The organism is Streptomyces sp. NPDC048479 (genome assembly GCF_040651435.1).
Lineage (GTDB): Bacteria > Actinomycetota > Actinomycetes > Streptomycetales > Streptomycetaceae > Streptomyces.
In genome coordinates this window covers 77,625-104,302 of record NZ_JBEZKA010000017.1, presented here as the reverse complement: position 1 = coordinate 104,302, position 26,678 = coordinate 77,625, and the positions used below count along the sequence as shown (strand labels likewise).

The following is a 26,678-nucleotide window of genomic DNA, read 5'->3' as shown; positions in this document are numbered from 1 at the left end:
GAGGAGCATGACCGGTCGTACGACGCGGCTGCTCCGGCCCGCCGCGCTGCTGATCCTCCTCCTCGTCGAAGTGCTGCTGATCGACGGAGGCAGCCTCTCCGCCGCGGTGGCGCTCGCCGCGACCGCCACCGCTGCCGCCGGTTCCGCGCTCGTCGTCTGCGCCGTCATCAGCGCGCGCTGCGCGCCTGCCGTGCCACGCACCCGGGTCCGCACCGCCATTCGCGACCGCGAGCAACGCACCGCGTTCCTGCCGCAGCGCGACCCCGACGCGAAGGGCCGGACCCGGCCCCGAGCGCCCGGCCGTTCCCTCCTGACGGCCGCGTAGGGGTATCCCCACCTCGTACAACACCCCTCGCGGGTCGTCATGCCGCCATGTCCTCATCCCGGCACGACGAGACCCTCGGAGGGCTCACCCATGTCCGTTTTCGCCAGCCTGGTCGCACACCTCGCCGACCTGCTCCAGCCGCTCTTCCACGCGTCCGCCACGGCCGCCGCGATCATCGTCTTCACCGCGCTCGTACGGCTCGCCGTCCATCCGCTCTCCCGGGCGGCCGCCCGCGGCCAGAAGGCCAAGGCCAGGCTTTCGCCGCAGATCGCCGAGCTGCGCAAGAAGCACGGCAAGAACCCGGAGCGGATGCAGAAGGCGGTCATGGAACTGCACGCCGAGGAGAAGGTCTCGCCGCTCTCCGGGTGCCTGCCGAGCCTGCTGCAGCTGCCGGCGTTCTTCCTGATGTACCACCTGTTCTCCAGCACGCGGATCGGCGGCGAGCCGAACGGTCTGCTCAGCCACACGCTCGGCGCCGCGCCCCTCGGCGACCGCTGGTCGGACGCGCTCGCGCACGGCGGTGTCTTCGGCGGCGCGGGACTGGTGTACGTCGCGCTCTTCGCGATCGTCGCCGCCGTGGCCACCTTCAACTACCGGCGTACGAAGCGTCAGATGGCGGCCGCGCCGCTCTCGTCCGACCAGCAGATGCCGGGCATGGCCGCGATGGGCGCGATGACGAAGGTCATGCCGCTGCTCTCCTTCGCCACGCTCCTGACCGTGGCCTGGGTGCCGCTGGCCGCCGCGCTCTATGTGGTCACCACCACGACGTGGACGGCGGTCGAGCGGGCCTTTCTCTACCGGGACATGCCTGTCGCGGGCGCGCTTGCTACCGCCGCGTAACGGTCCAGGTTGTGAACGGGGTCTTGCAGAGTGGTCCGATGTCTTGGAGGATCGGCCAATCCTCCGATCCCCCGATGGCCGCTACCCATCGACCGGGCTCGCACACGACCAGGGGAGATTGACCATGAAGCTGCTGCGAGTCGGTACAGCGGGCGCCGAGCGCCCGGCTCTGCTCGACGAGGACGGGACGACACTGCGCGACCTGTCCGGCCTTGTCGCGGACATCGACGGTGAGCTGCTCGCCGATGCGTCGGCGCTCGCCCGGATACGGGCCGCGGCCGACGACGGTGAGCTGCCCGTACTGGACGCCGACGGCCTGCGTACGGGTGCGCCGCTCGCCCGTATCGGCAAGGTCGTGTGCATCGGGCTGAACTACCACGACCACGCCGCCGAGACGGGCGCGGAGCCTCCGGCCGAGCCGGTCGTCTTCTTCAAGGCGGCCGACACGGTCGTCGGCCCGTACGACACCGTGCTCGTACCGCGCCGCAGCCGGAAGACCGACTGGGAGGTCGAGCTCGCGGTCGTGATCGGACGTACGGCCCGCTATCTGGAGGACGACGAGGACGCGCTGTCGTACGTCGCCGGGTACGCGGTCTCGCACGACGTCTCGGAGCGCGAGTTCCAGATCGAGCGCGGCGGCACGTGGGACAAGGGCAAGAACTGCGAGACGTTCAACCCGCTGGGCCCATGGCTGGTGACGGCGGACGAGGTGCCGGACCCGCAGGCGCTCTCGCTCAGGCTGTGGGTGAACGGCGAGCTGAAGCAGAACGGCAGGACCGGCGACCAGATCTTTCCGGTGGCGGAGGTGGTGCGGTACGTCAGCCAGTTCATGACGCTGTACCCCGGGGACGTCATCAATACGGGTACGCCGGCGGGCGTCGCGCTGGGGCAGCCGGAGCCGAAGCCGTTCCTGCGGGCGGGTGATGTGGTGGAGCTGGAGGTCGAGGGGCTTGGCCGGCAGCGCCAGGAGCTGAAAGACGCGTAGCGCCTTCCGGCGGGGGCCGTGGGGGTGGGTGCCGTGTCCCGTTGGTGCGGGCTGCCTTGGTGCGGGGTGCGTTGGAGCGCCGGGTCCGTCCGGGGGGCGGGTCCGTCCTCAATCGCCGGACGGGCTCAAGACGGGTCCCCCGGGAGGCGGGGCGTTCTCGATCGGCGGACGGGCTTCATTCCCCCGGCCGGGGCCGTGGAGCTGCGTTGGAGGGCCGGGTCCGTCCGGGGCGCGGGTCCGTCCTCAATCGCAGGACGGGCTCAAGAGTCCAGGTGGCGAGGGGTTCTTGATCGCCGGATGGGCTTCATTCCTCCGGGTGGGTGCCGTGGCCCCTGGGGTGGGCCCGTCCTCAATCGCAGGACGGGCGCATTGTGAGCCCGGCCGGCGATTGAGGACAGCGCTGCCGAAGGCAGCGCAGCCTTGGCTCAAGCAGTGATGAAACGCTCCAGCGCCTCGACCACCATCGCGTGGTCCTCCGCCTGGGGCAGGCCCGAGACCGTGATCGAGCCGATGACGCCCACGCCCTCGACCGTGATCGGGAACGAGCCGCCGTGGGCCGCGTACACGTCCTGGTCGAGGCGCGAGGACTCCTCGAACGTCGTGCCCTTCGCGCGGTGGCGGGTGCCGACCAGGAACGAGCTCTGGCCGTACCGCTCGACGACCCGCCGCTTGCGGTCGATCCATGCGTCGTTGTCGGCGCTCGAGCCCGGCAGCGCGCAGTGGAAGAGCTGCTGTGCTCCGCGCCGGATGTCGATCGCGACCGGCGACCGGCGCTCGCGGGCCAGCTCGACGAGCAGGCTGCCGAGCATCCAGGCGTCCTCGTATGTGAACCGGCGCAGGGTCAGTCGGCGTTCCTGGGCGACGAGCTCGTCGACGGTGAGCGGTGCGGGCGCGGCCGGGCTGGAGGGGATCGGCGAGGCGGAAGGGGTGGGCGAGGCGGACGGCGTGGGCGAGGCGGTCACGCGGAGACCTCCACGGTGATGCCCTCACGGGCGGAGCGGCGCGCGGCCTCCAGGACGTCCAGCGCGGCCGCCGCCTCGAGAGCGGTGACCGGCGGGGCCGTGCCCTCACGCAGAGCGGTGGCGATGGCCGCGTAGTACGCCGGGTAGTCGCCCGGAACCGTCTCGACCGGGCGGCCGCCGCCGGTCAGCGGGGACTCGCCCGCGCCGACGCGGCCCCACAGCGACTCGGGCTCGACGCCCCAGCTCGCGTCGGAGTCGGGACGCCTGCCGTCGCGGAGGGCGGCCTCCTGCGGGTCCAGGCCGTACTTCACATAGCCCGCCGTCGAGCCGAGCACCCGGAAACGCGGGCCGAGCTGCGCGGTCACGGCGCTGATGTGCAGATGCGAGCGGACGCCGTTCGCATGCGTGAGCGCGATGAACGTGTCGTCGTCGGTCTGGGCGCCGGGGCGGCGGACATCGGCCTCGGCGTACACGCGCACGACCGGGCCGAACAGGGTCAGCGCCTGGTCGACGACATGACTGCCCAGGTCGTACAGCAGACCGCCGATCTCCTGCGGGTCGCCCGACTCGCGCCAGCCGCCCTTGAGCTGCGGGCGCCAGCGCTCGAAGCGCGACTCGAAGCGCAGTGCGTCGCCGAGCTCGCCGTCCGCGATCAGCTTCCGGACAGTGAGGAAGTCGTTGTCCCAGCGGCGGTTCTGGAAGACGGAGAGCAGCAGACCGCGCTCCTCGGCGAGGGCGGCGAGCTCACGCGCCTCGGCGGCGGTGCCGGCGATGGGCTTGTCGACGACGACCGGGAGGCCTGCCTTGAGGGCGGCCGTGGCGATCGGGACATGCGTCTTGTTGGGGGAGGCGATCACGATCAGATCGAGCTCGTCGGCCCGCTCCCACAGCTCGTCGGGCGAGGCCGCGAAGCGCACGTCGGGGAACTCGGTGCGGGCCTGCTCCTGCCGCTCCGGGTTCGAGGTGACGATCGTGTCGAGGGCGAGCCCCTCGGTCGCGGCGATCAGCGGGGCGTGGAAGACGGAGCCCGCCAGGCCGTAGCCGACGAGTCCGACGCGGAGGGGGGTGCCGGTGCCAGTCATGCATTCCACTTAAGCAACGGTGTTGCCAAAGTGCAAGCGGAGGGGACAATGGGGTCCGTGAACAGGACCGTGAGGAGCAGTACGGGAGCTATGGGAGCTACGGGCGCTACGGTCGCTACGGGAGCGAACCTGCTGGCGTTGCGCAGCCATAACGCGGCGCTGGTGCTCGACCTGCTGCGTACGGCGGGTGAGAGCGGCATCAGCAGGATGGAGCTCGCCGAGCGCACCGGGCTCACCCCGCAGGCGGTCAGCAAGATCACGGCCCGGCTGCGCGAAGAGGGGCTGGCGGTGGATGCGGGCCGCCGCGCGTCGACCGGTGGCAGACCGGGCACGGTGCTGCGGCTGGTCCCGTCGGCGGGCCACGCGGTCGGGCTGCACCTGGACCGCGACGAGCTGACGCTGGTGCTGCTGGACCTGGCGGGCGCTCCGGTCGCGGTCAGCACGGTGCCGCTGGACCTGGGCGCGCGGGCGGAGGCGGTCGTGGAGCGGGTGGCGACGGAGGTCGAGGCGCTGTCGGTGCGGGCCGGGGGGAGCCCTCCCCTCACCCGCCCCTTCCCGAAACTTGGGGCGGGGCCCCAGCCCCCCGGGCCGGCGGTGCAGGCTTCGCCGCGTCGGGGTGAAACGACGGGGTCGGGGCCCCAGCCCCCCGGGCCGGGGGTGCAGGCTTCGCCGCGTTGGGGCGAAACGACGAGGTCGGGGCCCCGGGCCGTGGGCCCGGCCGAGCATGCGCCTGCGGCGCCTGCGGCCGTCCCGCGCGGGGCCGGGTCCGCCGTGCGGCCTGGGGCCACGGATACGGCCGGCGCCCGGCCAACTGCCGGGCGTGAGCCCGCAGCACCCGAGCCCGCAGCACCCGAGCCCGCAGCACCCGAGGCCGCCTCCTGCCGACCCGAGGGCGGCCCGCCGCTCGTGCTTGGTGTTGGCGTGGCCATGCCCGGACCGCTTGATCACGCCACCGGTGTTCCGCATCGCGTCACCGGGTTTCCGCAGTGGGACGGGTTTCCCCTCCGTGACGCGCTCGCCGCGCGGCTCGGGTTGCCCGTCGTCCTTGACAAGGACACCAATGCCGCCGCCCTCGGGCTCGCACTGCGCGGGTCCGGTGACTCCTTCGCGTATCTCCATCTCGGTACGGGACTCGGCGCCGGTCTCGTCCTCGGCGGCTCGCTCTACCGCGGCGCGCGCACCGGCGCGGGGGAGTTCGGGCATCAGGTCATCCAGCTCGACGGGCCCGAGTGCGGGTGCGGAAAGCGGGGCTGTATCGAGGCGCTCTGCCTCGCGGCCGTCGACCGTGGCGATCTCGACCTGGCCGCCCGCGTCCTCGGTACCGGCGCCGCGAACCTCGTCGAGCTGCTCGACATCGACCGGGTGCTGCTCGGCGGCCGGGTCGTCGCCGCGGCCGCCGAGCCGTTCGTACGGGGAGTCGGCGAGTGTGTCCGCGTCCCGGTCGGCCTCGCCGAAGGCGGCGCACACGTCGTCGCGGAGGGCGCCGCGCAGTTGGTCCTTGCGCCCGTCTTCGGACGTGCGGAAGCGTCTCCCGCCGCACCGAAAATAGGCTGATAGGGCGAAATTGCGAGGCTGTGCGGCCGCATGAGGCCGTGGTGTCCGCGCGCGCGTGGCAGGGTCTCGGAGTACGACCGGGTGATCCCCCGGCGGTTCGTGAGCAGCCGAGCAGCAAAGGTCACCCATGCGACTGCGCAATGTCCTCGCCGCCGGAGTCACCGCAGCCACGATCGCGCCCGCGGCGCTCACCGGCTCGGCCGCGGTGGCCGCCGCCGTGACCGCACATGCCGCCGCCGAAACGTCCGCCGAGCCTGCCGAGCTTGCCGAGCCTGCCGAGGCGCCTGAGCAGGTAGCGGCACCTGAGCAAGCAGGGGCGCCTCAGGCGGCCACGGTGTCTCAGTCGGCCGCGGCACCTGGGACCGCCGCCGCGCAGGTGCCGGGACCCGGTGCCGGAAAGCCCGCAGCCGACAAGCCCGGAGAGCAGCAGCCCACCTGCGGCAAGGTCTCCGACCCCGACTTCCCCATCGACACCCGCATCCACGGCGGCCCCACCGTCCACCGCGCCGGCGGCGGCTTCCAGGAGTGGTCGGTCGACCTCGCCAACACCACCGACGAGAGCTGCCGCAGCATCCACCCGGTGATCATCTTCAGCGGGCGCGACCCCGGTCTCACCCCGGCGCGGATCACCTTGGAGTTCCACGACGACAAGGCAGCCCTCTGGCGCCCCGTCACCCTCGAGACGACCGCCGAGGACGAGGTCGTCGGCGTCCTCGACGGCGGATTCCCCGGCTTCGTCGTCCCGGCCCGTAAGTCGGTCACCGCCAAGGTCCGGCTCTCCCTCGCGCCCGACACCCCGCCCAACCAGGTCACGGTCAATGCCGCGGTCGTGCAGCGGAAGGGCAACGACGGCGACTGGGTGGGTGAGTCCGGCGACTACCGCTTCGCCGTTATGGACGACGACGGTTCCGGGGCGTCCGTCACCCTCGACGAGCTCGCCACGACCGGCATCGGCTCGCTGCTCCGCCTCGGTGCCGCCCTCGGTGCCGTACTGCTGTGCAGCGGGGCGCTGGTCCTGGCCTCCCGGCGGCTGCGTGCCTGGCGGCGCTGAGCGTTCACATCCGTCTGCGAGCATTCCCGGGTGGACTACCCGAACGACCAGGCGCCCGGCGCCGCTGTCCGCTCCGGCATCCCGGAGCACGGACGCATCCCCAAGTACTACGCCGTCAAGGCCCGTGTCTCCCTCCTGATCGAGGAGTTGGGCGAAGGGGGACTGCTGCCCACGGAGCGCGATCTCGCCGTACGGTACGAGGTCTCGCGCGAGACGGTGCGCCAGGCGTTGCGCGAACTGCTCCTGGAGGGCCGGCTGCGCCGCCAGGGCCGCGGCACGGTCGTCGCGGGCCCCAAGCTGGAGCAGCCCCTTTCGCTCGCCAGCTACACCGAGGGCGTACGGCGCCAGGGGCGCAGGCCGGGCCGCAGCCTGATCAGCCTCGACCGCTTCCCGTGTTCCGACGCGCTGGCCGCCGAGATCGGGGCGGCGCGCGGTGAACCGGTCTGGCACATGGAGCGGGTGCTCCTCGCGGACGACGAGCGGGTCGGCCTGGAGAGTACGTATGTCCCGGTGGCCCGAGTGCCGCGGCTGGACGCCGACTTCGACCCCGATTCGTCCTTCTACGCCTATCTGCGCGAGCGCCTGGCGATCTCCTTCGGCGACGCGGACGAGCGGATCGAGACGGTGCTCGCGACGCCGCGCGAGGCGCTGCTGATCGGTACGCCGCCGGCCCTGCCGATGCTGCTGCTCCACCGCGTCTCGCGGGACACGGCGGGCAAGCCGCTGGAGCGGGTGCGCACGCTCTACCGCGGCGACCGCTTCAGCTTCACTGCCCATCTGGGGAATCAGGGCTGAGGGCCGAGGGTCGGGCGACGGCTGACTCAACTTCGCAACGGCCTCTGGACGCATCACCCTGATAACGAGAGGGTAACGGGTCTAGTCCAAGTTTGGGTGCCCGTTCACCCTCCCGTTGCTGCCCGGAGTCATCCGGGTCACCAGCCCCCAGGAGCGTTGCCGCCGTGAGAGTCATCGTCGTAGGAGCCGGCGTGGTGGGAACCATGCACGCCTGGCACGCAGTGGAACGCGGCCACGAGGTCGTCCAGATCGAGCGCGAGACGGAGGCGCGAGGCGCGAGTCTGCGTAATTTCGGGCAGATATGGGTCAGCGGCCGCGCGGGCGGCGAGGAGCTCGAAACCGCGCTGCGCGCCCGCGAGTTGTGGGAGTCCATCGGGGAGCGCGTGCCCGGTCTCGGCTTCCGGGCCATCGGCTCGCTCACTCCCGTACGGAACGACCTGGAGCTGGCCGTCGCCGAGGCGGCCGTGGCCAGGCCCGACGCGGCCGCTCGCGGCTACAAGCTGGTCACCGCCGCCGAGGCGCGCCGGATCAACCCGGCGCTGCGCGGCGGGTTCGCGGCGGCGCTGTGGTGCGAGCGGGACGCCGCCGTCGAGCCGCGACCCTCCCAACTCGCCCTGAAGAATGCCCTGTTGGCGTCCGGGCGATACACGTATCTCGGCGGGCGCGAGGTCCGCGATGTGCTGGGTGAGGGATCCGTCCGCGACGACCACGGCGATGTGCACACCGGCGACGCCGTCGTCCTCTGTACGGGCGCATCGCTCTCCGGTCTCGTCCGCGAGCTCGCCCCCGGCCTCCCCGTACGCCGCGTGCGCCTCCAGATGATGCAGACCGACCCGCTCGGCGAGCCGCTCACCACGTCCATCGCCGACGCCGACAGCTTCCGCTACTACCCGGCGTATGCGAGCGATGCCCTGGATGCGCTCAACGCGGGGCAGGCCCAGGCGCCGACCGCCGCCGCGCACAAGATGCAGCTGCTGATGGTGCAGCGCCGCGACGGGGGGCTCACCATCGGCGACACCCACGAGTACGAGCACCCCTTCGCCTTCGACATCCTCGAGGATCCGTACGAGCACCTGGCCGAGGTCGTCGAGTCCTTCCTCGGCCGGCCGCTGCCGAAGATCCGCCGCCGCTGGGCCGGGGTGTACGCGCAGTGCACCGACAAGAGCCGTGTCGTGCACCGGGAGCAGGTGCGCGACCACGTGTGGCTGGTGACGGGACCGGGCGGGCGCGGCATGACCTGCTCGCCCGCCATCGCCGAATCAACCGCGAACGAACCGGGCTGGTGAGGAAATTGACGAAGCTGAACCTCGTCGTACTGGACATGGCCAGTACGACCGTCGCCGACGGCGGACTGGTCGAGCAGGCCTTCGCGTCGGCCGCGGAGCGCGTGGGAGCCGAGCCGGACTCGATGCCCGGCATGCTCGACCACGTCCGCGCGACCATGGGCGAGTCGAAGATCTCCGTCTTCCGGCATCTCTTCGGTGACGAGGCGCGCGCCCGGCAGGCCAACGCGGCGTTCGAGGAGGCGTACGGGGAGCTGGTCGACGCCGGCCGTATCGCGCCGGTTCCCGGCGCGCGGACGGCCGTCGAGGAGCTGCGGGCCCAGGGCCGCACCGTCGTGCTGACCACCGGCTTCGCCCGCCCCACCCAGGACGCGATCCTCGCCGCGCTCGGCTGGCAGGACCTGGTGGAGCTCACCCTCTGCCCGGCCGACGCGGGCGGCCGCGGCCGCCCCTACCCCGACATGGTGCTCGCCGCGTTCCTGCGCACCGGCGCGGTGGACGGCGTCCAGCAGATCGCGGTCGCGGGGGACACCTCGTACGACATGCTCAGCGGCGTACGCTCCGGCGCGGGCGTCGTCGCGGGAGTGCTGACCGGCGCACACGACAAGGAGCAGCTCGAGCAGTACGGCGCGACCCATGTGCTGGGCTCGGTCGCCGAGTTGCCGGGCCTGCTCGCCGGAGCGGACCGATGACGAGCGGCATCCGCTTCGAGAACGTCTCGGTCGCGTACGGGAGGCACGGCGAGACCACAGCGCTCGACTCGCTCGACCTCTCCGTCGAGCCGGGAGAGTTCATGGCGCTGCTGGGGCCGTCCGGATCGGGGAAGACGACGGCGCTGCGGGCGGTCGCCGGTTTCGTGCAGCCGGTCTCCGGGCGGGTGTTCATCGGCGGGCGGGACGTCACCGGGCTGCCGCCGCACCTGCGCGGCATCGGCATGGTGGTCCAGCAGTACGCGCTCTTCCCGCATATGCGCGTCAAGGACAACGTGGCCTTCGGCCTCCAGGCGCAGAAGGCCGCGAAACGCGAGATACCCGGCCGGGTGGCCGAGGCCCTCGAGATGACGGGCATGGCGGCGTACGCGAGCCGCTACCCGCGCGAGCTGTCAGGCGGGCAGCAGCAGCGCGTCGCGATCGCGCGTGCGCTCGCGATCCGCCCGAACGTCCTGCTCCTCGACGAGCCGCTGTCCGCGCTCGACGCGCAGCTCAGGTCCGGGATGCTGGCGGAACTGGCGCGGCTGCACCGGGAGTTGCCGGACGTCTCGATGCTGTACGTCACGCACGACCAGGCCGAGGCGCTGACGCTCGCGGACCGTATCGCCGTCATGGACAAGGCGCGGCTCCAGGACTGCGGTACGCCGCAGGAGCTGTACCGCAGCCCCCGTACGGAATTCACCGCGTCCTTCGTCGGCAACGCGAATCTGCTGCCGGTGACGGTCGGTTCCGGTGCGGTCTCCTTCGCCGGCGCGGAGGTGAAGGTCACCACGGGCGAGGCGTCGGCCGGCGCGACGGCCACGCTCTGCGTACGCCCACACCTGGTCGGCCTCGGCGAGGGCCCCAACGCTCTGCGTGGCAGTCTCACGGAGATCCAGTGGCGCGGCTCCACGCATCGCCTGTACGTGGAGGTGGCGGGCCACCGCGTGAAGGCGGACGTCCGCGAACTGCGGGAGACGCCGGCGCTGGGTGACGCGGTGACGTTGCACTTCGCTCCGGAGGACGCGGTGCTGCTGCCGGCGGGGCCGGGGGCGTCCGATGCCTGACGCGTCGCAGTCGGCTGCGGACCGTCGTGGGCTGCGCCCGACGGATGGCCCCCCGGCGGGCGGCAGCACGCCGCCGCCGCCCGCGCGCGACGCGGCGGTCGGCCCGGACCGGCCGGAGGCGGCAGGCTCACGTGCTGCGGTCGGCCCCGAGCGTCGGGAGGCGGCAGGCTCACGTCCCGGCGTCGCGGGCGACGGAACCGCCGTCGTCATCAAGGCGATGCACGACTTCGGCGGCAAGGAGCCGGCGATGGCGTACCTCAAGCAGCTCCAGGCCAACAACGTCGGCCCGTCGCCCTCCACCTCCAAGCTCGCGCCCAAGGTCGACAAGGGCGAGATCCTGGTCGCCAACGGCGACGTACAGATGAACTTCGCGCAGTCCAGGTCCATGCCGAACCTCGGCATCTGGTTCCCGGCGAAGGACGGCGGCAAGCCCACCACCTTTGCGCTGCCGTACGCCGCAGGGCTCGTCAACAAGGCCCCGCATACCGAGAACGGCAGGAAGCTGCTCGACTTCATGCTCACCGAGAAGGCCCAGCGGCAGGTCAGCGCGGTCGGCGGCGGCTTCTCCGCCCGTACGGACGTCAAGGCCACCGACGCCAACGCCATCGAGCTCGCCAAGCTGATCGACGGTGTCGACATCTTCGAGCCCGACTGGCGGGACATCGACAAGAACCTTCCGTCGTACGTCGACGCCTGGAAGTCCGCGACCGGCAGCTGACAACGGGTACCCGGTATCGACGGGGTCAAGATCAGCACTACTTGATTAGGCTGGGGTGCCGGAGGGCCACAGAGCCGTGCCTCCGGCGTCCCATGCACAGCACACTGCACAACTGCGTACGGCAGGAGTCCCAGTCTGATGGCAGAGCGCAAGCCGATCGAATCCTGGCTCACCGACATGGACGGTGTCCTGATCCACGAGGGCGTGCCGATCCCTGGCGCCGACGCCTTCATCAGGAGGCTGCGGGAGACCGGGACACCGTTCCTGGTGCTGACCAACAACTCCATCTACACCGCTCGCGACCTGCACGCACGGCTCGCCCGGATGGGCCTGGACGTGCCCGTGGAGAACATCTGGACCTCGGCGCTCGCCACCGCGCAGTTCCTGGACGACCAGCGTCCCGGCGGCACGGCGTACGTCATCGGCGAGGCGGGTCTGACCACCTGCCTGCACGACATCGGCTATGTCCTGACCGACCACGAACCCGACTATGTGGTGCTCGGCGAGACCCGTACGTACAGCTTCGAGGCGCTCACCAAGGCGATCCGGCTGATCAACGCCGGGGCCCGGTTCATCTGCACCAACCCCGACGAGACGGGCCCCTCCGCCGAGGGCCCGCTGCCCGCCACCGGAGCCGTCGCCGCGCTGATCACCAAGGCGACCGGCAGGGATCCGTACTTCGCGGGCAAGCCCAACCCGCTGATGATGCGGACCGGACTGAATGCCATCGGTGCGCACTCCGAGACCAGCGCCATGATCGGCGACCGGATGGATACCGACGTGCTGGCCGGCCTGGAAGCGGGTATGGAGACGTTTCTGGTGCTGACCGGGCTCACGAACCGCGAGACCGTGGACAAGTACCCGTTCCGGCCGTCCACGGTGGTCGACTCGATCGCGGATCTCGTCGACCGCATCTGAGCACGTCAGAGGGCCATACGGAGCAGTGGGCCGCTCCTGCGGATGCGAAAACGCCCGGCGCGGGTGAATCTTTTCGGTATCAGGAGGTTCACGATGCGTTCAGGTTTGATTGCTCTCCGTGCCGTCGGGGCGGCCGCCGTACTCGTCCTGGCGCCCGCCGCCACCGCCGCGTACGCAGACGATTCCGTGAAGGTCACGATCGCCCCGGCCTCCGCCGCACCCGGCGGCAGGATTGAGCTCCGTGTCTCGGGCTGCAAGGGCACGACGGGAGCCGTCGCGTCGCAGGGTTTCGTCGCGGACGCCGAGCTGTCGCGCCGGGTCGGACAGAACACTCAGCTGTTCGGGAACACGATGGTCAAAGTCGGCGTGAAGCCCGGCGCGTACGACGTGAATGTCACCTGCGACGGCCTTGGCCACTCCGCCTCGGGCCGCGTCCAGGTCGTCCAGCACCAGCCGGCCCAGCAGCCGACGAACCAGGCGACCCAGCAGCCGACGAATCAGCCGTCCCAGCAGCCGACGCCCGTCGCGCCGGTACGGGCGGGCGGCGGTGGCGCCGCCGCGCAGCTCGCTGCCCGGGACGCGAGCGTGAACCGGCAGAACGCGGGCCCCGGAGTCCCGCACACCGTGATCGGCCTGGTCCTCGCGGGCGTGGCGGCGGTCGCCGTGGCCTCCCGCACCTCGCGGCGCCGGCGTACGGACGCTGACTGACATGTCCGCCGCCGAACGTCCGGCGGGCAACGGCCGGCTGCTCATCGGAGTGGCCTGGGCGGTACTGCTGCTCGGGCTGTGGCTGTGGGGCCGCGAGGTCGCCGACAGCACTGGCGGCAGCTCCGCCCCCACCACCGGCGATGTGGCTGCGGTCGGCCGCCCGCTCGGCGTCCCCATGCCGCCCGCCCACGACCCGATCCAGCCGGCGAAGCCGCACCAGGTGGACATCCCGTCGATAGGCATCACCGCGGCGGTGGTCCCGCGCGGCCTGGATGCCACGGGCGCCGTGGACCCGCCCCCGTACGCGATGCCGCGCACGGTCGGCTGGTACGGCAGCGGTACACAGCCGGGCGCGGTGGGTGCCGCGCTGCTCGTCGGCCATGTCGACACCGAGTCGAAACCGGCCGTCTTCTACGGTCTGAGTGCCGCCAGGCCGGGCGAGAAGGTACGGGTGACCAGGACCGACGGCTCGGTCGCCGAGTTCACCATCGACGACGTCCAGGTCTTCGGCCGGGACCGGTTCGATCCGCGGAAGGTCTATGGGCCGCGCAAGGACGGGCGCGCCGAGCTGCGGCTGATCACCTGCGGCGGCACCTTCGACCGGGCGACGCGCACATACAGCGCCAATGTGGTGGTGTCGGCCTATCTCACCGGCGTCGCCACGAAGTGAATCAAGAAGTCAAGAAGTCCATGCCGTGAAGAAACAGCCTCGGAGGGCGGAACAGCTGCGGAGGGCGGCAACCTGGCTCGACCGACGACGCGCTCCCCCCGGAGCCGCCGGCCGAGCCGGTCCTCTACCGCGGGTGCCCGGGCTGCGGGAGAAGCCCGGGGCCGGCACAGGAGGCCGTGTGGTCCGGTTGCGCGTGAGCCGGGGACCGGGGCCGTTGCCCCACACCTTAGGCCGGGGAGATGGTCCGGCCTAGAGGGCGGATGACGCCTTGTTGCGAGGCCGTCGCCCTCAGTTCCCGTCGGCGGCCTCCCGCAGCGCCTCGAAGGGCAGTGAGCCGTCGGCGATCTGATGCGCAAGGCGGGAGAGCGGCTCCCGCTTCGTCCGTGCGTACCGGCGCATTGCCTCGAACGCCTCGTCCACGGAGACGCCCCACCGTTCCGCGAGCATGCCCTTGGCCTGCTCCACCCGGATCCGGCTGGTGAGCGCCGACTGCAGCTGTTCGGCGAGGAGTTCACTCTGCTGTATGGTCCGCTGCTGCAGAATGCCGATCGTGGCGGCGTCCGCGAGTGCCTGCGCCAGTGTCACCTGCCCCTGTGACTGCTGTTTCTGATGTTTCGTCAGAAAGAGATTCAGTGCGCCGATCACGTTCTCGCGCAGCCGCAGGGGTACGGCGTAGGTGGCCTCGAAGCCGTACTGCTGGGCCTGTGGGGCGAACTGCGGCCAGCGGAGCTTCGCTTCGCGGCTGTTGAGCGAGATCGGCGGCACTGCCGTACCGGTGCCGTAGGTGTCGAGGCAGGGCCCCTCCCTGTGCTGGAGCTCCAACAGCTCGAGCAGCCAGGACCGTTCGTCGGAGGACGCGGCGGTCTGCAGCTGGCCGCGCTGGTTCACCAGCATCAGTCCGGCGGCCTCGACGTCCAGCAGGTCGACGCAGTGGCCCGACAGCCTGTGCAGGAGTTCGATCACGTCGAAGTCGGCGACGAGCGTGTCGGCGAGCTCCACGAAAGCCGAGGCGATCCGTTGTTCGCGCAAGGTGCTGTCCATCCTTGTCACCCACCTCCGTCGGGGCTTCGGGTGCCGGTGTCGTCGCCGTCCCGCTCCGCCTCATCGGCGGGAAGCCGGAGCTTCCGCGCCACGATGTCCCTCGCCACATCCACGATGGGGCGTTCTGTCGCGTATGCGTACGCTCGCAGTCGTACGAGCGCCACGGCAGGTGTGACACCCAGCCGTACTGCGATCATCCCAGTCGCCTGGTGCACTTCGGCACGGTGCAGCGAGGCATGCTCGGCGAATCCGTGTGCCACGTCCCCCAGCAGGGTCAGGGTCAGCGCGTCCGCGAACACCAGGGCATCGGACAACGCGGTCGCGTCGAGCGGTCCCGGCGTGGACCGCCGACAGGTGAGTACGCCCACCTGAATGGCTCCGATCTGCAGGGGAAAGGCGAAGACCGCGCGCAGCCCCAGTGTTTCCGCGCTGGAGAGAAAGCCCGGCCAGCGTGCGCGCGGGACCAGCCGGAGATCGGCGTCGAGTACCAGCACGCCGCCGTCCACTGCGTCCATGCCAGGTCCTTCACCGAGGGTGAACTGGAGGTCGTCGAGCTGGGCGCTCAGCGGGTCGCTCGCCCACACCAGTTCGCCGAAGGAATCGTCGCCGGAGAGTGTGACCGCCAGTCCGTCGATCCCGAGGGCATCGGCGCACCGGCGCGCGAAGGACGCGTCGAGTCCGTCGGTCCGCTGAACCGCCAGCTCGTCCAGCAGGGCAGTCATACGAGCACTGACCAAACCCTCCTCCAGGGAGTGCGACGGAGCAGCTGGCACATCGTATCCCCGCAACCCGGTCACAGGATGTCCACGAAGAGAACCGGTCTCGTGACGCTCACGGCGGTTGTGCCAGGATGGATTCGACCGGTCTTGTCCGGGACGGGGCGCCTGGAGACGGCCTGGGATTGAGTGCACCCAAGGGGGAGTGGATGTACGGGAGTTGCACCGGGCGTGCCCGGCTGTGCGTGGCCGCGGCGGGGGCGGTGCTGCTTCTGGCGGGCTGCTCGTCCGACGGGGAGAAGGACAAGGACAAGAAGCCGGTGGTGAGCCAGCAGCCCAAGGCGAAGGATCCTTACTGGGTCAATCCCGACGGGAACGCCGCCAAGCAGGTCGCCTCCTACCGGAAGGACGGCGACGACAAGAACGCCGAGCTGATCAGGAAGATCGCGGATCAGCCGGTCGGCGAGTGGATCGGTCCGGACAATCCGGAGGCCGAGGCGAAGGGCTTCACCGAGGCGGCCGCCAAGGCCGACCGGGATGCGCTGCTGGTCCTCTACAACATCCCGCACCGCGACTGCGGGCAGTTCTCCAAGGGCGGCGCGGCCGACGGCGACGCCTACCGGGCGTGGGTGGACAAGGTCGCGGGAGGTATCGGCGACCGGCGGGCCACGGTGATACTGGAGCCGGACGCGGTGCTGCACCTGGTCGACAGCTGTACGCCGCAGGAGTTCCACGAGGAGCGCTTCGACCTGCTCAAGGGCGCGGTCGAGCGGCTGAAGAAGCAGCCGAACACAAAGGTGTACCTGGACGCGGGCAACGCCGGCTGGTCCCAGCCCGACGCGCTCTTCGAGCCGCTCCAGCGGGCCGGGGTCGACAAGGCGGACGGCTTCTCCGTCAATGTCTCCAACTTCTTTCCGACCACGGTGAGCAAGGACTTCGGCAAGAAGCTCTCGGCGAAGGTCGGCGGCAAGCACTTCGTCATCGACACCAGCCGCAACGGCAACGGCCCGTACACCGGCGGCGACCCGAAGGAGAACTGGTGCAATCCGCCGGGCCGTGCGCTCGGCGAGGAGCCCACCGCCAGGACCGGTGATGCGCTGGTCGACGCGTATCTGTGGGTGAAGCGGCCCGGTGAGTCGGACGGGGACTGCAAGGGCGGGCCCAAGGCGGGCGAGTGGTGGCCGGAGTACGCGCTCGGTCTGGCGCGCGGCACCAAGTAGCTTTCGCGGTAACGGTACGTGGGAGGGCCGGCAGCTGAGGAAGCTGCCGGCCCTCCCACGTACGGTCAAGCGCTACGGACCTGCGGGCCTACGGCGCTACGGACCTGCGGGCCTACGGCACCTCGGACCTGCGGGCCTACGGCGCTACGGACCTGCGGGCCTACGGCACCTCGGACCTGCGGGCCTACGGCACCTCGACCCACACACCCTCGGACGGCGTGCCCTTGTCGTCCGTCACGAAGAGCATGTACCAGCCGGACGGCACCAGCGCCCGGTTCTTCGGCACGGTGACCTGGATTCCGTCCGCCGTCTTCTTCATGTCCAGCGCGATCGAGCGCTGGTCGGTGTCGGTGACATGCGTGACGGCGCTCGGCCGCAGCAGCTTCGCCGTCTTGACGGACGCGGCGTTCTTGACCTTGAACGTGCCGGTGTCCCCGCGCTTGATGGCCTTCGGCCCGCCGCTCACCTCGGGCTTGGAGTCCCGGTAGAGGTACGGCGGGGTGTAGATCTCGATGCGCTGCTCGAAGACGCCCGGCTTGGTGTCGGCCTTGTCCGCGTAGAGCGAGTCCGAACCGAAGATCATGACGCGGCCGTCGGGGAGCAGCACCGAGCCGGAGTGGTAGTTGCGCCCCACCGCGGGGTCGGCGACCCGCTTGTACGTGCCCGTCTTCGGGTCGTACGTACGCGCCTGGAGGACATTGGAGCCGCCGCGCCCGCGGTAGTCCGCGGAGCCGCCGGTGACCAGGACCGAGTCGTCGGGCAGCAGCGAGGCGCTCGGGTAGCGGGTGCCCTTCTCCAGTGAAGCGCCGTCCTTGAAGCGGGGGTTCGCGGCCTTGAGGTCGACCAGCCGGGACTTCTCACTGGCCTTCTCGGACTCGCCGACCCCGCCACCGCCGATGACCATGAACCGCTGGTCCTGGGCGGGCGGCAGCATGACGGTCGCCGAGGTCTCCATCCTGTCCGGGTCGCTGAGGCCCGGGATCTTGTCGAACTTGTTCGTCCTCAGATCCCAGACGCCCGGATCACGGCCGACGTTGGCGGGCCCGTACCCGGCATTCGAGCCGGAGTAGAAGAGCTTGCCGTTGTCCATCAGGAAGATCGCCGGATAGGTGGGGAACTTCCGGATGATCCCGGTGTACTTCCAGGTCTTGGTCTTCGGGTCGTAGATCTCGTCCTTGCCGGGGACGATCTGCCCGATCTCGTCGAGACCGGAGAGCGAGAGGACCTTGCCGTCCTTGAGCGTGGTCAGCGTCGGGTACCAGCGGGCCTCGTTCATCGGGTCGACGGTGATGTACTTCTCCGCCACCGGATCGAACTCGTAGGCCTCCTTGATGCCCTGGAAGTCCTTCTTGTCGAGCGCGAGCTTCTGCGCGATGCCGTAGACATTGCGGGCGTCCGCGCCCTTGAGGCCCTGCACCCGGTAGTTGTCCTCGGTGCCGGTCTCGTATTCCTTCCCGGACTCCTCGGCCTCGACATAGATACGGCCGAGCCCGGGGTCGTTGCGCAGGAACTTGCCGGTCTTCTTGTCGAAGACCTTCTTCGCCTTCTCCACCAGGACCGGGTCCTTGGAGACGAAGGTCTTGCCGCCCTGCTTGCCGGTGAACTTCGTTCCGGCGGGCAGGGTCTTGGGCTCATCCGGGTCCTCGTTGTGGACGACCATCAGGCCGCCGGCCTTGGTGGCGTCGCCCTGGAGCTTCTCGTACCGCTTGGTGCCGCCCGCGACCAGCAGCTTTCCGTCGGGCAGCTGGGTGTGCCCGGCGCAGAACATGTCCTTGGGCGTGGGGATCTTCTTGAAGTCGTTGGTCTTCGGATCCCACAGCACCGACTCGAACTTCTTCGCGTCGAAGTTCTTCTGGTTGTTGCCGGAGCCCGCTATCAGCAGCACCTTGCCGGTGTGCAGCAGCGCGGCGTGAATCGAATTGATCTTGTACTCGGCGGGGACGTCCAGAAAGTCCCAGTGGCCGTTGGCCGCCTTGTACTCCGGCTTGTTGATCTTGTAGTCGTGGTACTGCTCCGAGCCGAAGCGCCACATCGCCGGCCCGTTGAACCCGGCCACTACGACGACCACCGCCGCGCTTATCGCCACACGACGGGCGCGGTTCTTGCGGTGGTTCGGCCGCACGGGCATCGTGCTCATTTCTTACGTCCCCCAAGGGCGATCTGCATGGTCTGGTCGGTGGTGGCAGGCTGCGGCCGCTGCTGCGGCACATGGGCTTCCGGGGTGGCGGCGGGCGGCTGTCCGCCGCCGTGCCGCCTTCTGCGCTTTTTCTTCTTCTCCGCACGGATGCCGTGCCGCCAGGCGAAGATGGGGGCCGCGGTGATCAGCAGGGCCAGCGTGGCCCAGGTGATCATGGCCGGATGGTCGTGCCCGAAGTAGAAGGACGAGCCGAGCGATCCGCCGAACACGAGGATGAAGAAGAGATGGATCCGGAAGGTGCCGAAGAGGGTGTCCGGGCTGGACGAGTCGCCCTTGGGGGTCACGACGAAGCTGCTCTTGCGGCGCAGTACGGCGTCCATCAGCGAGCGTGCGTAGATCGGCGCGGAGAGCGCGGACATCACCATGCCCGCGAGTCCGCCGGAGCCCTCGGGCTCGTGCGGCGAGACATTGTGGCGGCGGTTCCAGATGTAGAGGCCGATCTGGAGCGCCGAGGCGTTGCCGTACAGCATCATCCAGATCGTCGGGTCGATCTGCACACCGGAGGCGCCCATGCCCAGGAACAGCGCACAGCTCAGCGCCGCCAGGATCCAGTTGAGGGCCGACATCGGGTAGAAGATGATCATCATCGTGTAGTTGAAGAGCTTGCCCGGAGGCAGGGAGTAGAAGCCCTTCCAGTACTGCTTCATGATCGTTTCGTATGTGCCCCGCGACCAGCGCAGTTGCTGGGTGAAGAAGTCGGTCCAGGCCGTGGGCCCTTCGCCGACGGCCAGCACGTCCGGGGTGTAGACCGAGCGCCACTTGTTCCCGGTGTCCGGGTTGCTGGCACGGTGCATCTCGAAGCCGGTCGCCATGTCCTCGGTGATCGAGTCGTACAGACCACCGATCTGCTTGAGCGCCTTGATGCGTACGGCGTTGGAGGTACCGACGAACATGGGCGCGCCGTAGCGGTTGCCCGCGCGCTGGATCAGGGCGTGGAAGAGGAACTGCTGCGACTCGGCGGCCTTGGTGACGAAGGTGTCGTAATTGCCGTACACCTGCGGGCCGATGACGAAGCCGACGTCCGGGTCGCGGAAGTAGCCGAGCATCCGCTCCAGGTAGTTGGGCAGCGGGATGTGGTCGGTGTCGACGGAGGCGAAGAAGTCGTAGTTGCCGCCGTGCGCCTCGAGCCAGGCGTTGTAGTTGCCGTGCTTGGTCTTGGCCCGGTGCGGGCCCTTGGCCTGGTTCCAGTGCGCAACGCCCTTGCGGGAGAAGTGGTGGACACCGAGCCGCGCGCAGACCTCCTTGACGGCGGGGTCGTCGCCCTCGTCGAGCAGCCAGACGTGCATCAGCCCGCGGTGCCGGATCCGCACGGCCGCCTCGAGCGTCTTCGTCACCATCTCCAGGGGCTCCTTGCCCGGTACGAAGGAGGTGAGGAAGGCGACCTTGGTGCCGGTCTCGGGCACCACGGGGACCGGGTCGCGGGCCACCAGCGTGGCGTGCGCGTTCGACAGGACGTTCATCGTGCGGAAGAGCTCGATGAGACCGATCGAGACGAGCATGACGACGTCGAGTATGAGCAGCGTGTCGTTCTTGAGGTTCGGGTCGCGCTCGGTCCAGTGCTGGGGCTGCATCAGCCAGGCGAACAGGCCCAGCGAGACCAGCGGCGCGGCGCCGAGCAGCAGGGCGGCCCGGATACGGTGCGGCTCCTGCGAGAGCAGCGAGCGGTACTGCACGGTGTACGGCTTGGCCGGGTCGGGCTGGGTCAGGGGTCCGGCGAGCCTGCTGTAGTGCTCGTAGTCGTACCGCGGCAGTGCCTTCTTGGGGCGCAGCCGCTGCCCGGCGGTGCGCAGGTGCGCCGGTATCCGGAGCTGAGTCGTCCGGGAAGGGTCGTTGGGCTGCCGGGCGCCGTCTGGCGTCGACGTCATGAGTCATCCCCCCGCACGCAAGCTGGCTGCGTGAGCTGTGGTCGGTCGTTTCGTCCTGACCGCCGGTCCCCCTCGACCATCAGTCCTGGACGCATCATTGGCGGGCCACCGTCACTACAGACACGAAACGGTCACCTGCTGGTTGCATGATGCCCGTAGCGTGTTCGATCTGTGAACGGGACCCCTGTCCCGTGTCCCTGCAACGGGATTATCCCCTCCAAATACGCCCAACTGTGCTAAAGGGATGCCCCATTGAGGGTATTGGCTCCAGGACAGGGTCTACGACCCCCTGTCATGATCGCAAGGGTGAAACGGGGCGTTAATCGGCTATATGTGCGATTTGAGGCCCTCTTGCGAGGGGATCACGCCGGGGCTGGAGTGGCTGAAAACGTCTGGATGTACGACCAAGGCCCCCTCATGTGTGGTGAGGGGGCCTCAGTTCTGCGTGCGCCGCCAGGGACTCGAACCCCGGACCCGCTGATTAAGAGTCAGCTGCTCTAACCAACTGAGCTAGCGGCGCCTGCTGGCCTGAAGAACTTTACCCGACAGCCGCGGGTGCTCATGACCATTCTCTGATCATTCCGGCCTGTCGAATCGTCTTTTATTACCTTCATTCCGTCAAAATGCGATGAGACGGGACAGTTGGCGGCTGATAGGGGACGCCGGAAGTGGACGCCGGCACCCGTGCGACAGAGCCAAAAGAACTTGATGAGTGCGGAGGGTCCGTATGACCGTGCCGGTGTTCGAGGAGTACGAGCCTGCGGCCGACTGCGGCTGCGCGGGCTGTGCCCAGCAGCGCCGCATCCTCGCGGCCGGAGGCCACCCGAACGCGCACGGCTTACGCCGGGTGCTGGCCGTGCTCGCCACGGCGGGCGTGGTGCTCGGCAGCGGTGGAGCAGGAGTGGCGGACGCCGTCGGCCCCGCGGCTGCCGGTACCGCGCGGCCGGGTGAGGCCGTCGACGCGCAGGCCACCGCCGACCCGGTGCCCGTGACCGAGCAGGGCCGCAGCGGACCGCTGCACGGCCCCTCGGGCAAGGCGGCCACGGCCGCCGCGCCGCTGCGCAAGACGACCCGGGCCGAGATCATCAACAGGGCCAAGAAATGGGTGAGCGCGGGGGTCCCGTACAGCATGGAGCTGTACTGGACCGACGGATACCGCCAGGACTGCTCGGGCTATGTCTCGATGGCATGGGGCCTGGCAGGCAATGAGTGGACGGGGAGCCTCGCCGAGTACGCCACCCCGATCACGCGCGAGGAGCTGCAGCCCGGCGACATTCTGCTCTTCCACAACCCGGACAATCCGACCCGGGGCTCGCACGTCGTGCTCTTCGGCGGCTGGACCGACTACACGCACACCTCCTACATCGCGTACGAGCAGGTGAAGCCGCAGACCCGTAGGCAGGCCACGCCCATGGCGTACTGGACCAACTCCAGCAAGTACCTGCCCTACCGCTACAAGGGCCTCACCGGCGCCGCGGTGGAAGCGCCGTCCGTCGCCACCGTTCCGGGGACGGGCGCCAAACCCGGCACGGGCGCCAACCCTGGCACGGGCGCCAAACCCGGCACGGGCGCCTATCCGGGGATGGCGGCCTTCGGACCCGGTGCGAACAACAAGTACGTCACCCGGCTCGCCGAGCTGCTCTCCACCCGCGGCGGAAAGCACTTCTACCCCCAGGGGCCCGAACCGCGCTGGGACGACATGGACCGGCTGGCCACTCAGGCGTTCCAGCTCTCCCAGGGATGGCAGGGCGCGGAAGCGGACGGGATGCCCGGGCCGGGCACCTGGCGGCTGCTGGTGACCAAGAAGGGCAGGAACATCATCGGCGCGGGGGCGAGCGGGCCCGGCGGTAAGAGCGCGGTCGCACCCGCCTTCCCGGGGCGCGGCTACTTCCTTCCCGGCCGGTCCAGTACCTACGTCACCCAGCTCGGCCGGCAGCTGGTGAAGCGCGGCTACGGCAAGCACTACACATCGGGACCCGGGCCGGCGTGGGGCGAGGTGGACCGGCGCAATGTCGAGGCGTTCCAGCAGGCCCAGGGCTGGCGCGGCGCCGCGGCCGACGGCTTCCCGGGACCCGAGACCTGGCGGCGGCTCTTCGCCTGACGGCGCGGCTGTCCGGCGCCAGTCGGCCGACGGAGCCGACCGGCAGAGCTGTGCGGTGGAGCTGACCGGCACGGCGACGGCAGTACGGAACGACCAGTGGAGGTGGCAGTCATGAACACCACGACCCCGGAGCCGGACGGCACCGCGCCGTCCGACAGCCCGCGGCACACCCCGGTCATCGCCCAGGAGGTCACCACCGAGATCCCGGTGCATCTCCTCTTCCGCGAAGACGACTCCCTGCCGCTCGCCCCGCGGTCCGCCGTCGTCGGGTGGCGGCACGGCACCGGCGAGCAGCCGAAGGTCGGCCGCAGAACCGCGGTGCCGCGGTCCGCAGTGGTCCCACCGCGGCCCGCGCCGCCCGTCGATCCGGACCTGGTCGAGCGGGCCGCGCCCGCGCTGCCCGGCTGGACCGGGGTGGTCGCCGGGCTGTGCGCGCTGGCCGGGATCGGCGCGTTGCTGTGGGGGGTCGGAGTGCTGCCGGGCAGGGTGACGAGGCTGCTCGGGCTGCCCTCGTATCCGTACAACGGCATCGGGATCGGGCTGTGGTGCCTGGTCACGCTGGGCGTGGTGCTGGCGCTCTTCGCCTTCGGCGGGCTGGGATGCGGCCGGGTCGGACACGCCTGGGTGCTGACGATCTTCGGCGACTACCAGGGGAGTGTGCGGCGTACGGGGCTGGTGTGGGTCAATCCGTTGCTGCTGCGCCGCGGGGTCGACGTACGGCTGCGGCACTGGCGCAGCGAACCGATGCCGGCGGTCGACGCGGACGGCACGGCTCTGCGCGTCGTGGTGCTCGTGGTGTGGCGGGTCAAGGACACGGCGCGGGCGGCGCTCGGCGTCGAGGGCCACGAGAACTATCTGAGCGAGCAGGTCGAGGCGGCGATGGCGCGGGTGCTCTCGCAGCTGCCGGCCGATGCCTTCCACGAGGACGCGCCCACCCTGCGCGATGCCGAGGCGGTCGGCGACGCGCTGACGCGTCTGCTGTCGGCGGAGTGCGCTCCGGTGGGGATCGAGCTCTTCTCGGCGCAGCCGACGGGGATCGAGTACGCGCCGGAGGTGGCGGTCGCGATGCAGCGCCGACGGATCGCCGCGATCGACGCCAAGCACCGGGACAGCGAGCTGACTTCGGTGGTGAAGGCGGTGGACGACGCGGTGAACCGGCTCACCGAGCGTGGGCTTGTCGCGCTCGACGACCACGAGCGCAAGGCTCTGGTGAAGGACCTCACCGTCGCCTTCTGCAAAGGGGGTTCGGGGCCCGCGGAAGGTGCGTGATTGGTCTGGACATGTTCAAGTTCTGTTAATACTCTGGGACTTGGTCTAGACCGGAAACCGGAATGCGTACCACCGCACGCGTGCAGCACGGCCCACAGAACTCCCCCACGTTCTCCTGGAGCGAAGCATGCGCAAGAAGATATGCGCGGGCGTGGTCGGCCTCGTAGTGGCGGGCACCACCATGCTCGCGACCGGCAGCGCCAGCAGCCATGGCTACACCGACTCGCCCATCAGCCGCCAGAAACTCTGCGCCAACCGCACGGTCGCCAACTGTGGCGAGATCATCTACGAACCCCAGAGCGTCGAAGGCCCCAAGGGCTTCCCGGCGGCGGGTCCGGCCGACGGAACGATCTGCGCCGGCGGCAACAGCCGCTTCGCGCAGCTCGACGACCCGCGCGGCGGCACCTGGCCCACCACCAAGGTCTCCTCGGGGCAGAACTACACCTTCCGGTGGCAGTTCACCGCCATGCATGCGACGACCGACTTCAAGTACTACATCACCAAGAACGGCTGGAATCCGAGCCAGGGGCTCACCCGTGCCTCGCTCGAGTCGCAGCCGTTCCTGACGATCCCGTACAACGGCCAGCGCCCGCCCTCCACGCTCAGCCACTCCGGGACGCTGCCGTCGAAGTCCGGCCGGCATCTGATCCTCGCGGTGTGGACCGTGAACGACACCGGCAACGCCTTCTACGCCTGCTCGGATGTTCAGTTCTGACGGATAGTCAGTTACCGTGCGGCGCCATGAGGAACGCGGAAGCAGGCACCCTCGCGGAGCTCGTACAGCGCCAATGGGGCGACCACCGGGTGGGGCTGAGCGGCCAGGACTTCGCACTCAGCCACCACCAGGTCGCCGCGGGCGCCGCCGCACGGGCCGCGCTCCTCGTGGATCTCCTGCCGCGCGGAGCCGAGCCGCACCTCGGGGTACTGCTCGACAACACCCCGGAGTTTCCCCTGTGGCTCAGTGCGGCGGCCCTGGCCGGGGCCGCCGTGGCGGGCATCAACCCGACCCGGCGCGGGTCCGAACTGGCCCGCGACATCCTGCACACCGACTGCCGGGTGCTGGTCACCGAACGCGCCCACCTTCCCCTCCTCGACGGGCTCGGCCTGCCGGAGGTCCGGGTGCTGGTGACCGATCCCGACAACGCCGCCTACGCCGAGCTGCTCGCCCCGTACGCCGCCGCGGAACCCGGCGACGCCACGCTCGGTCCTGTCGGGCCCGGCAGTCGGCTGCTGCTCTACTTCACCTCCGGTTCGACGGGCGCGCCCAAGGCCGCGATCTGCACCCAGGGCCGGCTGGCGGCGGCGGGCGCGTCGCTGGTGCGGTACTTCGGCGTGCGCGAGGACGACGTCCACTACATCTGCATGCCGATGTTCCACGGCAATGCGGTGATCGCGGACTGGGCGCCGGCGCTCGCGGGCGGGGCGGGGGTCGCGCTGCGCCGCCGCTTCTCGGCGTCCGGTTTCCTCGACGACGTACGGACGTATCGTGCGACCTATTTCACTTACGTGGGGCGGGCGGTGCAGTACCTGCTGGCCACGCCCGAACGGGACGACGACCGCGAGCACAGGCTGCGGCTCGGCTTCGGCACCGAGGCGGGCGCCGTGGACGCGGCGCGCTTCGAGGCGCGATTCGGGGTGCGGCTGGTGGAGGGCTACGGCTCCTCCGAGGGCGGCGCGGCGATCCAGCGCACCCCCGACACCCCGGCCGGCGCGATCGGCAGGGCGAGCCCGGGGGACGACCTGGCGGTGGTCGACCCCGACACGGGGAAGGAGCGGGCGGCCGCGGTACTGGACGCGGGCGGACGGCTGCTCAACGGGGCGGATGCGATAGGGGAGCTGGTGAACCGGGGGCCGAGCCCGTTCGAGGGTTACTGGCACCACCCGGAAGCGGACGCGGCCCGGACCCGCGGCGGCTGGTACTGGACGGGCGACCTCTTCTTCCGCGACGTGGACGGCTTCCTGTACTTCGCGGGGCGCACGGACGACCGGCTGCGGGTGGACAGCGAGAACCTCGCCGCCGCGATGATCGAGAACATCCTGGCCCGGTGGCCGGAGGCGGCAGGGGTGGCGGTCTACGCGGTGCCGGACCCGGTGGCGGGCGATCAGGTGATGGCGGCGGTCGCGTTGCGGGACGGCGTCTCGTTCGATCCGGTGGGATTCGGGGATTTCCTGGCGTCGCAGCCGGACTTGGGTACGAAGATGGCGCCGCGCTTCGTGAGGGTGCTGCGGCAGCTGCCGGTGACCGCGACGAACAAGATCCACCGCGTGGCGCTGCGGCGCGAGGGCTTCGGCGGCGGCGAGGGCGGCGGCGAGGTGTGGTGGGCGGAGCCGGGCAGGAGCGGCTACCGCCGGCTGACGGAGGCGGACAGGACGACGCTGCTGGCCCAGTACGGGCACCACGGCAGGGCGGGTCTGCTCATGCCCTGAACGATGTGGGTTCCGGTCCGGAAATGCATCTGGGGCTTCTCGGATGACCGAGAAGCCCCAGATGATCAGTTGTGCGCCGCCAGGGACTCGAACCCCGGACCCGCTGATTAAGAGTCAGCTGCTCTAACCAACTGAGCTAGCGGCGCTTACTGGCACCAGCCGCGCGGCGGCCGATGACTCGGTAATACTACCTGG

At 70.3% G+C, this 26,678-nt stretch carries 22 protein-coding genes, 2 tRNA genes and 2 pseudogenes; 18 read left to right on the top strand and 8 right to left on the bottom strand.

Going from position 1 to position 26,678, the window contains the following annotated elements:
- Positions 1-7 precede the first annotated feature (7 nt).
- The 3 genes from AB0D12_RS25350 (at position 8) to AB0D12_RS25340 (ending at position 2,150) form a co-directional block, all read left to right on the top strand.
- A complete protein-coding gene (locus tag AB0D12_RS25350) occupies positions 8-325 on the top strand; it encodes a DUF6412 domain-containing protein (protein WP_327323795.1) in 318 nt (105 codons plus the stop codon).
- Between the two features lie 90 nt (positions 326-415).
- Positions 416-1,165 (top strand): YidC/Oxa1 family membrane protein insertase, encoded by a 750-nt coding sequence (locus AB0D12_RS25345; RefSeq protein ID WP_362687087.1) that lies wholly within the window; start codon positions 416-418, stop codon positions 1,163-1,165.
- A 124-nt stretch (positions 1,166-1,289) separates the two neighbouring features.
- A complete protein-coding gene (locus AB0D12_RS25340) occupies positions 1,290-2,150 on the top strand; it encodes a fumarylacetoacetate hydrolase family protein (RefSeq protein WP_362687084.1) in 861 nt (286 codons plus the stop codon).
- 425 nt (positions 2,151-2,575) lie between these two features.
- Here the strand turns inward: AB0D12_RS25340 and AB0D12_RS25335 are convergent, their stop codons facing one another.
- Together AB0D12_RS25335 and AB0D12_RS25330 are read right to left on the bottom strand one after the other, a co-directional pair.
- Positions 2,576-3,061, bottom strand: a complete 486-nt coding sequence (locus AB0D12_RS25335) for a heme-degrading domain-containing protein (RefSeq protein WP_362687355.1) — start codon at positions 3,059-3,061, stop codon at positions 2,576-2,578.
- Between the two features lie 47 nt (positions 3,062-3,108).
- Positions 3,109-4,194 carry a Gfo/Idh/MocA family oxidoreductase gene (locus AB0D12_RS25330; RefSeq protein ID WP_362687081.1) on the bottom strand — a complete coding sequence of 362 codons (1,086 nt, stop codon included), beginning with the start codon at positions 4,192-4,194 and terminating at the stop codon, positions 3,109-3,111.
- A 138-nt stretch (positions 4,195-4,332) separates the two neighbouring features.
- Here AB0D12_RS25330 and AB0D12_RS25325 point away from each other — a divergent pair, with 138 nt between their 5' ends.
- The 10 genes and pseudogenes from AB0D12_RS25325 to AB0D12_RS25280 all read left to right on the top strand — a co-directional run bounded on the left by AB0D12_RS25325 (position 4,333) and on the right by AB0D12_RS25280 (position 13,647).
- Positions 4,333-5,748 (top strand): ROK family transcriptional regulator, encoded by a 1,416-nt coding sequence (locus tag AB0D12_RS25325; protein ID WP_362687078.1) that lies wholly within the window; start codon positions 4,333-4,335, stop codon positions 5,746-5,748.
- A gap of 127 nt (positions 5,749-5,875) precedes the next feature.
- Positions 5,876-6,799, top strand: a complete 924-nt coding sequence (locus AB0D12_RS25320; RefSeq protein WP_362687075.1) for a hypothetical protein — start codon at positions 5,876-5,878, stop codon at positions 6,797-6,799.
- A 30-nt stretch (positions 6,800-6,829) separates the two neighbouring features.
- Positions 6,830-7,594 (top strand): GntR family transcriptional regulator, encoded by a 765-nt coding sequence (locus AB0D12_RS25315; protein WP_362687072.1) that lies wholly within the window; start codon positions 6,830-6,832, stop codon positions 7,592-7,594.
- A 164-nt stretch (positions 7,595-7,758) separates the two neighbouring features.
- Positions 7,759-8,880 carry a TIGR03364 family FAD-dependent oxidoreductase gene (locus AB0D12_RS25310; RefSeq protein WP_362687069.1) on the top strand — a complete coding sequence of 374 codons (1,122 nt, stop codon included), beginning with the start codon at positions 7,759-7,761 and terminating at the stop codon, positions 8,878-8,880.
- Positions 8,881-8,885: 5 nt separating this feature from the next.
- Positions 8,886-9,569: a phosphonatase-like hydrolase gene (locus AB0D12_RS25305; RefSeq protein ID WP_362687066.1), complete on the top strand. Its 684-nt coding sequence runs from the start codon at positions 8,886-8,888 to the stop codon at positions 9,567-9,569.
- Positions 9,566-10,633 (top strand): ABC transporter ATP-binding protein, encoded by a 1,068-nt coding sequence (locus AB0D12_RS25300; protein ID WP_362687063.1) that lies wholly within the window; start codon positions 9,566-9,568, stop codon positions 10,631-10,633. The genes AB0D12_RS25305 and AB0D12_RS25300 overlap by 4 nt, the downstream gene beginning before the upstream one ends.
- A gap of 175 nt (positions 10,634-10,808) precedes the next feature.
- Positions 10,809-11,351: pseudogene (locus AB0D12_RS25295) on the top strand (extracellular solute-binding protein); the annotation flags it as partial.
- A 138-nt stretch (positions 11,352-11,489) separates the two neighbouring features.
- Positions 11,490-12,269, top strand: coding sequence for an HAD-IIA family hydrolase (locus tag AB0D12_RS25290; protein WP_362687060.1), 780 nt, complete (start codon positions 11,490-11,492; stop codon positions 12,267-12,269).
- 93 nt (positions 12,270-12,362) lie between these two features.
- Positions 12,363-12,977 (top strand): hypothetical protein, encoded by a 615-nt coding sequence (locus tag AB0D12_RS25285; RefSeq protein WP_362687057.1) that lies wholly within the window; start codon positions 12,363-12,365, stop codon positions 12,975-12,977.
- Between the two features lies 1 nt (position 12,978).
- Positions 12,979-13,647, top strand: coding sequence for a class F sortase (locus AB0D12_RS25280; protein WP_362687054.1), 669 nt, complete (start codon positions 12,979-12,981; stop codon positions 13,645-13,647).
- 288 nt (positions 13,648-13,935) lie between these two features.
- Here AB0D12_RS25280 and AB0D12_RS25275 read toward each other — a convergent pair whose 3' ends face one another.
- Both AB0D12_RS25275 and AB0D12_RS25270 read right to left on the bottom strand, forming a co-directional pair.
- The gene (locus AB0D12_RS25275; protein WP_362687052.1) at positions 13,936-14,688 is read right to left on the bottom strand and encodes a GAF and ANTAR domain-containing protein; all 753 of its coding nucleotides are present in this window, start codon (positions 14,686-14,688) and stop codon (positions 13,936-13,938) included.
- A 5-nt stretch (positions 14,689-14,693) separates the two neighbouring features.
- Positions 14,694-15,410 (bottom strand): ANTAR domain-containing protein, encoded by a 717-nt coding sequence (locus AB0D12_RS25270; protein WP_362687049.1) that lies wholly within the window; start codon positions 15,408-15,410, stop codon positions 14,694-14,696.
- A 203-nt stretch (positions 15,411-15,613) separates the two neighbouring features.
- Here AB0D12_RS25270 and AB0D12_RS25265 point away from each other — a divergent pair, with 203 nt between their 5' ends.
- The gene (locus AB0D12_RS25265; RefSeq protein ID WP_362687353.1) at positions 15,614-16,624 is read left to right on the top strand and encodes a glycoside hydrolase family 6 protein; all 1,011 of its coding nucleotides are present in this window, start codon (positions 15,614-15,616) and stop codon (positions 16,622-16,624) included.
- A gap of 184 nt (positions 16,625-16,808) precedes the next feature.
- On the opposite strand, the gene AB0D12_RS25260 is transcribed toward AB0D12_RS25265, so the two are convergent.
- From AB0D12_RS25260 to AB0D12_RS25250, 3 genes are all read right to left on the bottom strand, one after another.
- Positions 16,809-18,752: a galactose oxidase-like domain-containing protein gene (locus tag AB0D12_RS25260; RefSeq protein WP_362687351.1), complete on the bottom strand. Its 1,944-nt coding sequence runs from the start codon at positions 18,750-18,752 to the stop codon at positions 16,809-16,811.
- Between the two features lie 5 nt (positions 18,753-18,757).
- On the bottom strand, positions 18,758-20,686 hold the full coding sequence (locus AB0D12_RS25255; protein WP_362687046.1) for a glycosyltransferase family 2 protein: 1,929 nt from the start codon (positions 20,684-20,686) through the stop codon (positions 18,758-18,760).
- A gap of 446 nt (positions 20,687-21,132) precedes the next feature.
- Positions 21,133-21,206 (bottom strand) — tRNA-Lys (locus tag AB0D12_RS25250).
- 207 nt (positions 21,207-21,413) lie between these two features.
- Between AB0D12_RS25250 and AB0D12_RS25245 the strand changes: the two genes are divergently transcribed.
- From AB0D12_RS25245 to AB0D12_RS25230, 4 genes and pseudogenes are all read left to right on the top strand, one after another.
- Positions 21,414-22,787: a peptidoglycan-binding protein gene (locus AB0D12_RS25245; RefSeq protein ID WP_362687043.1), complete on the top strand. Its 1,374-nt coding sequence runs from the start codon at positions 21,414-21,416 to the stop codon at positions 22,785-22,787.
- A gap of 156 nt (positions 22,788-22,943) precedes the next feature.
- Positions 22,944-24,056 (top strand): annotated as a pseudogene (locus tag AB0D12_RS25240) (SPFH domain-containing protein); the annotation flags it as partial.
- Between the two features lie 127 nt (positions 24,057-24,183).
- A complete protein-coding gene (locus tag AB0D12_RS25235) occupies positions 24,184-24,771 on the top strand; it encodes a lytic polysaccharide monooxygenase auxiliary activity family 9 protein (RefSeq protein WP_362687040.1) in 588 nt (195 codons plus the stop codon).
- A gap of 26 nt (positions 24,772-24,797) precedes the next feature.
- Complete coding sequence (locus AB0D12_RS25230) at positions 24,798-26,483, top strand: AMP-binding protein (protein WP_362687037.1); 1,686 nt, start codon at positions 24,798-24,800, stop codon at positions 26,481-26,483.
- Between the two features lie 72 nt (positions 26,484-26,555).
- On the opposite strand, the gene AB0D12_RS25225 is transcribed toward AB0D12_RS25230, so the two are convergent.
- Positions 26,556-26,629 (bottom strand) — tRNA-Lys (locus tag AB0D12_RS25225).
- Positions 26,630-26,678: the final 49 nt, after the last annotated feature.

Excerpts from the sequence above, each read along its gene's own strand:
- AB0D12_RS25350 (WP_327323795.1), top strand. The coding sequence starts at position 8 with ATGACCGGTCGTACGACGCGGCTGCTCCGGCCCGCCGCGCTGCTGATC.
- AB0D12_RS25345 (WP_362687087.1), top strand. The coding sequence starts at position 416 with ATGTCCGTTTTCGCCAGCCTGGTCGCACACCTCGCCGACCTGCTCCAG.
- AB0D12_RS25340 (WP_362687084.1), top strand. The coding sequence starts at position 1,290 with ATGAAGCTGCTGCGAGTCGGTACAGCGGGCGCCGAGCGCCCGGCTCTG.
- AB0D12_RS25330 (WP_362687081.1), bottom strand. The coding sequence starts at position 4,194 with ATGACTGGCACCGGCACCCCCCTCCGCGTCGGACTCGTCGGCTACGGC.
- AB0D12_RS25320 (WP_362687075.1), top strand. The coding sequence starts at position 5,876 with ATGCGACTGCGCAATGTCCTCGCCGCCGGAGTCACCGCAGCCACGATC.
- AB0D12_RS25300 (WP_362687063.1), top strand. The coding sequence starts at position 9,566 with ATGACGAGCGGCATCCGCTTCGAGAACGTCTCGGTCGCGTACGGGAGG.
- AB0D12_RS25290 (WP_362687060.1), top strand. The coding sequence starts at position 11,490 with ATGGCAGAGCGCAAGCCGATCGAATCCTGGCTCACCGACATGGACGGT.
- AB0D12_RS25285 (WP_362687057.1), top strand. The coding sequence starts at position 12,363 with ATGCGTTCAGGTTTGATTGCTCTCCGTGCCGTCGGGGCGGCCGCCGTA.
- AB0D12_RS25280 (WP_362687054.1), top strand. The coding sequence starts at position 12,979 with ATGTCCGCCGCCGAACGTCCGGCGGGCAACGGCCGGCTGCTCATCGGA.
- AB0D12_RS25275 (WP_362687052.1), bottom strand. The coding sequence starts at position 14,688 with ATGGACAGCACCTTGCGCGAACAACGGATCGCCTCGGCTTTCGTGGAG.
- AB0D12_RS25270 (WP_362687049.1), bottom strand. The coding sequence starts at position 15,410 with ATGACTGCCCTGCTGGACGAGCTGGCGGTTCAGCGGACCGACGGACTC.
- AB0D12_RS25265 (WP_362687353.1), top strand. The coding sequence starts at position 15,614 with ATGTACGGGAGTTGCACCGGGCGTGCCCGGCTGTGCGTGGCCGCGGCG.
- AB0D12_RS25260 (WP_362687351.1), bottom strand. The coding sequence starts at position 18,752 with ATGCCCGTGCGGCCGAACCACCGCAAGAACCGCGCCCGTCGTGTGGCG.
- AB0D12_RS25255 (WP_362687046.1), bottom strand. The coding sequence starts at position 20,686 with ATGACGTCGACGCCAGACGGCGCCCGGCAGCCCAACGACCCTTCCCGG.
- AB0D12_RS25245 (WP_362687043.1), top strand. The coding sequence starts at position 21,414 with ATGACCGTGCCGGTGTTCGAGGAGTACGAGCCTGCGGCCGACTGCGGC.
- AB0D12_RS25235 (WP_362687040.1), top strand. The coding sequence starts at position 24,184 with ATGCGCAAGAAGATATGCGCGGGCGTGGTCGGCCTCGTAGTGGCGGGC.
- AB0D12_RS25230 (WP_362687037.1), top strand. The coding sequence starts at position 24,798 with ATGAGGAACGCGGAAGCAGGCACCCTCGCGGAGCTCGTACAGCGCCAA.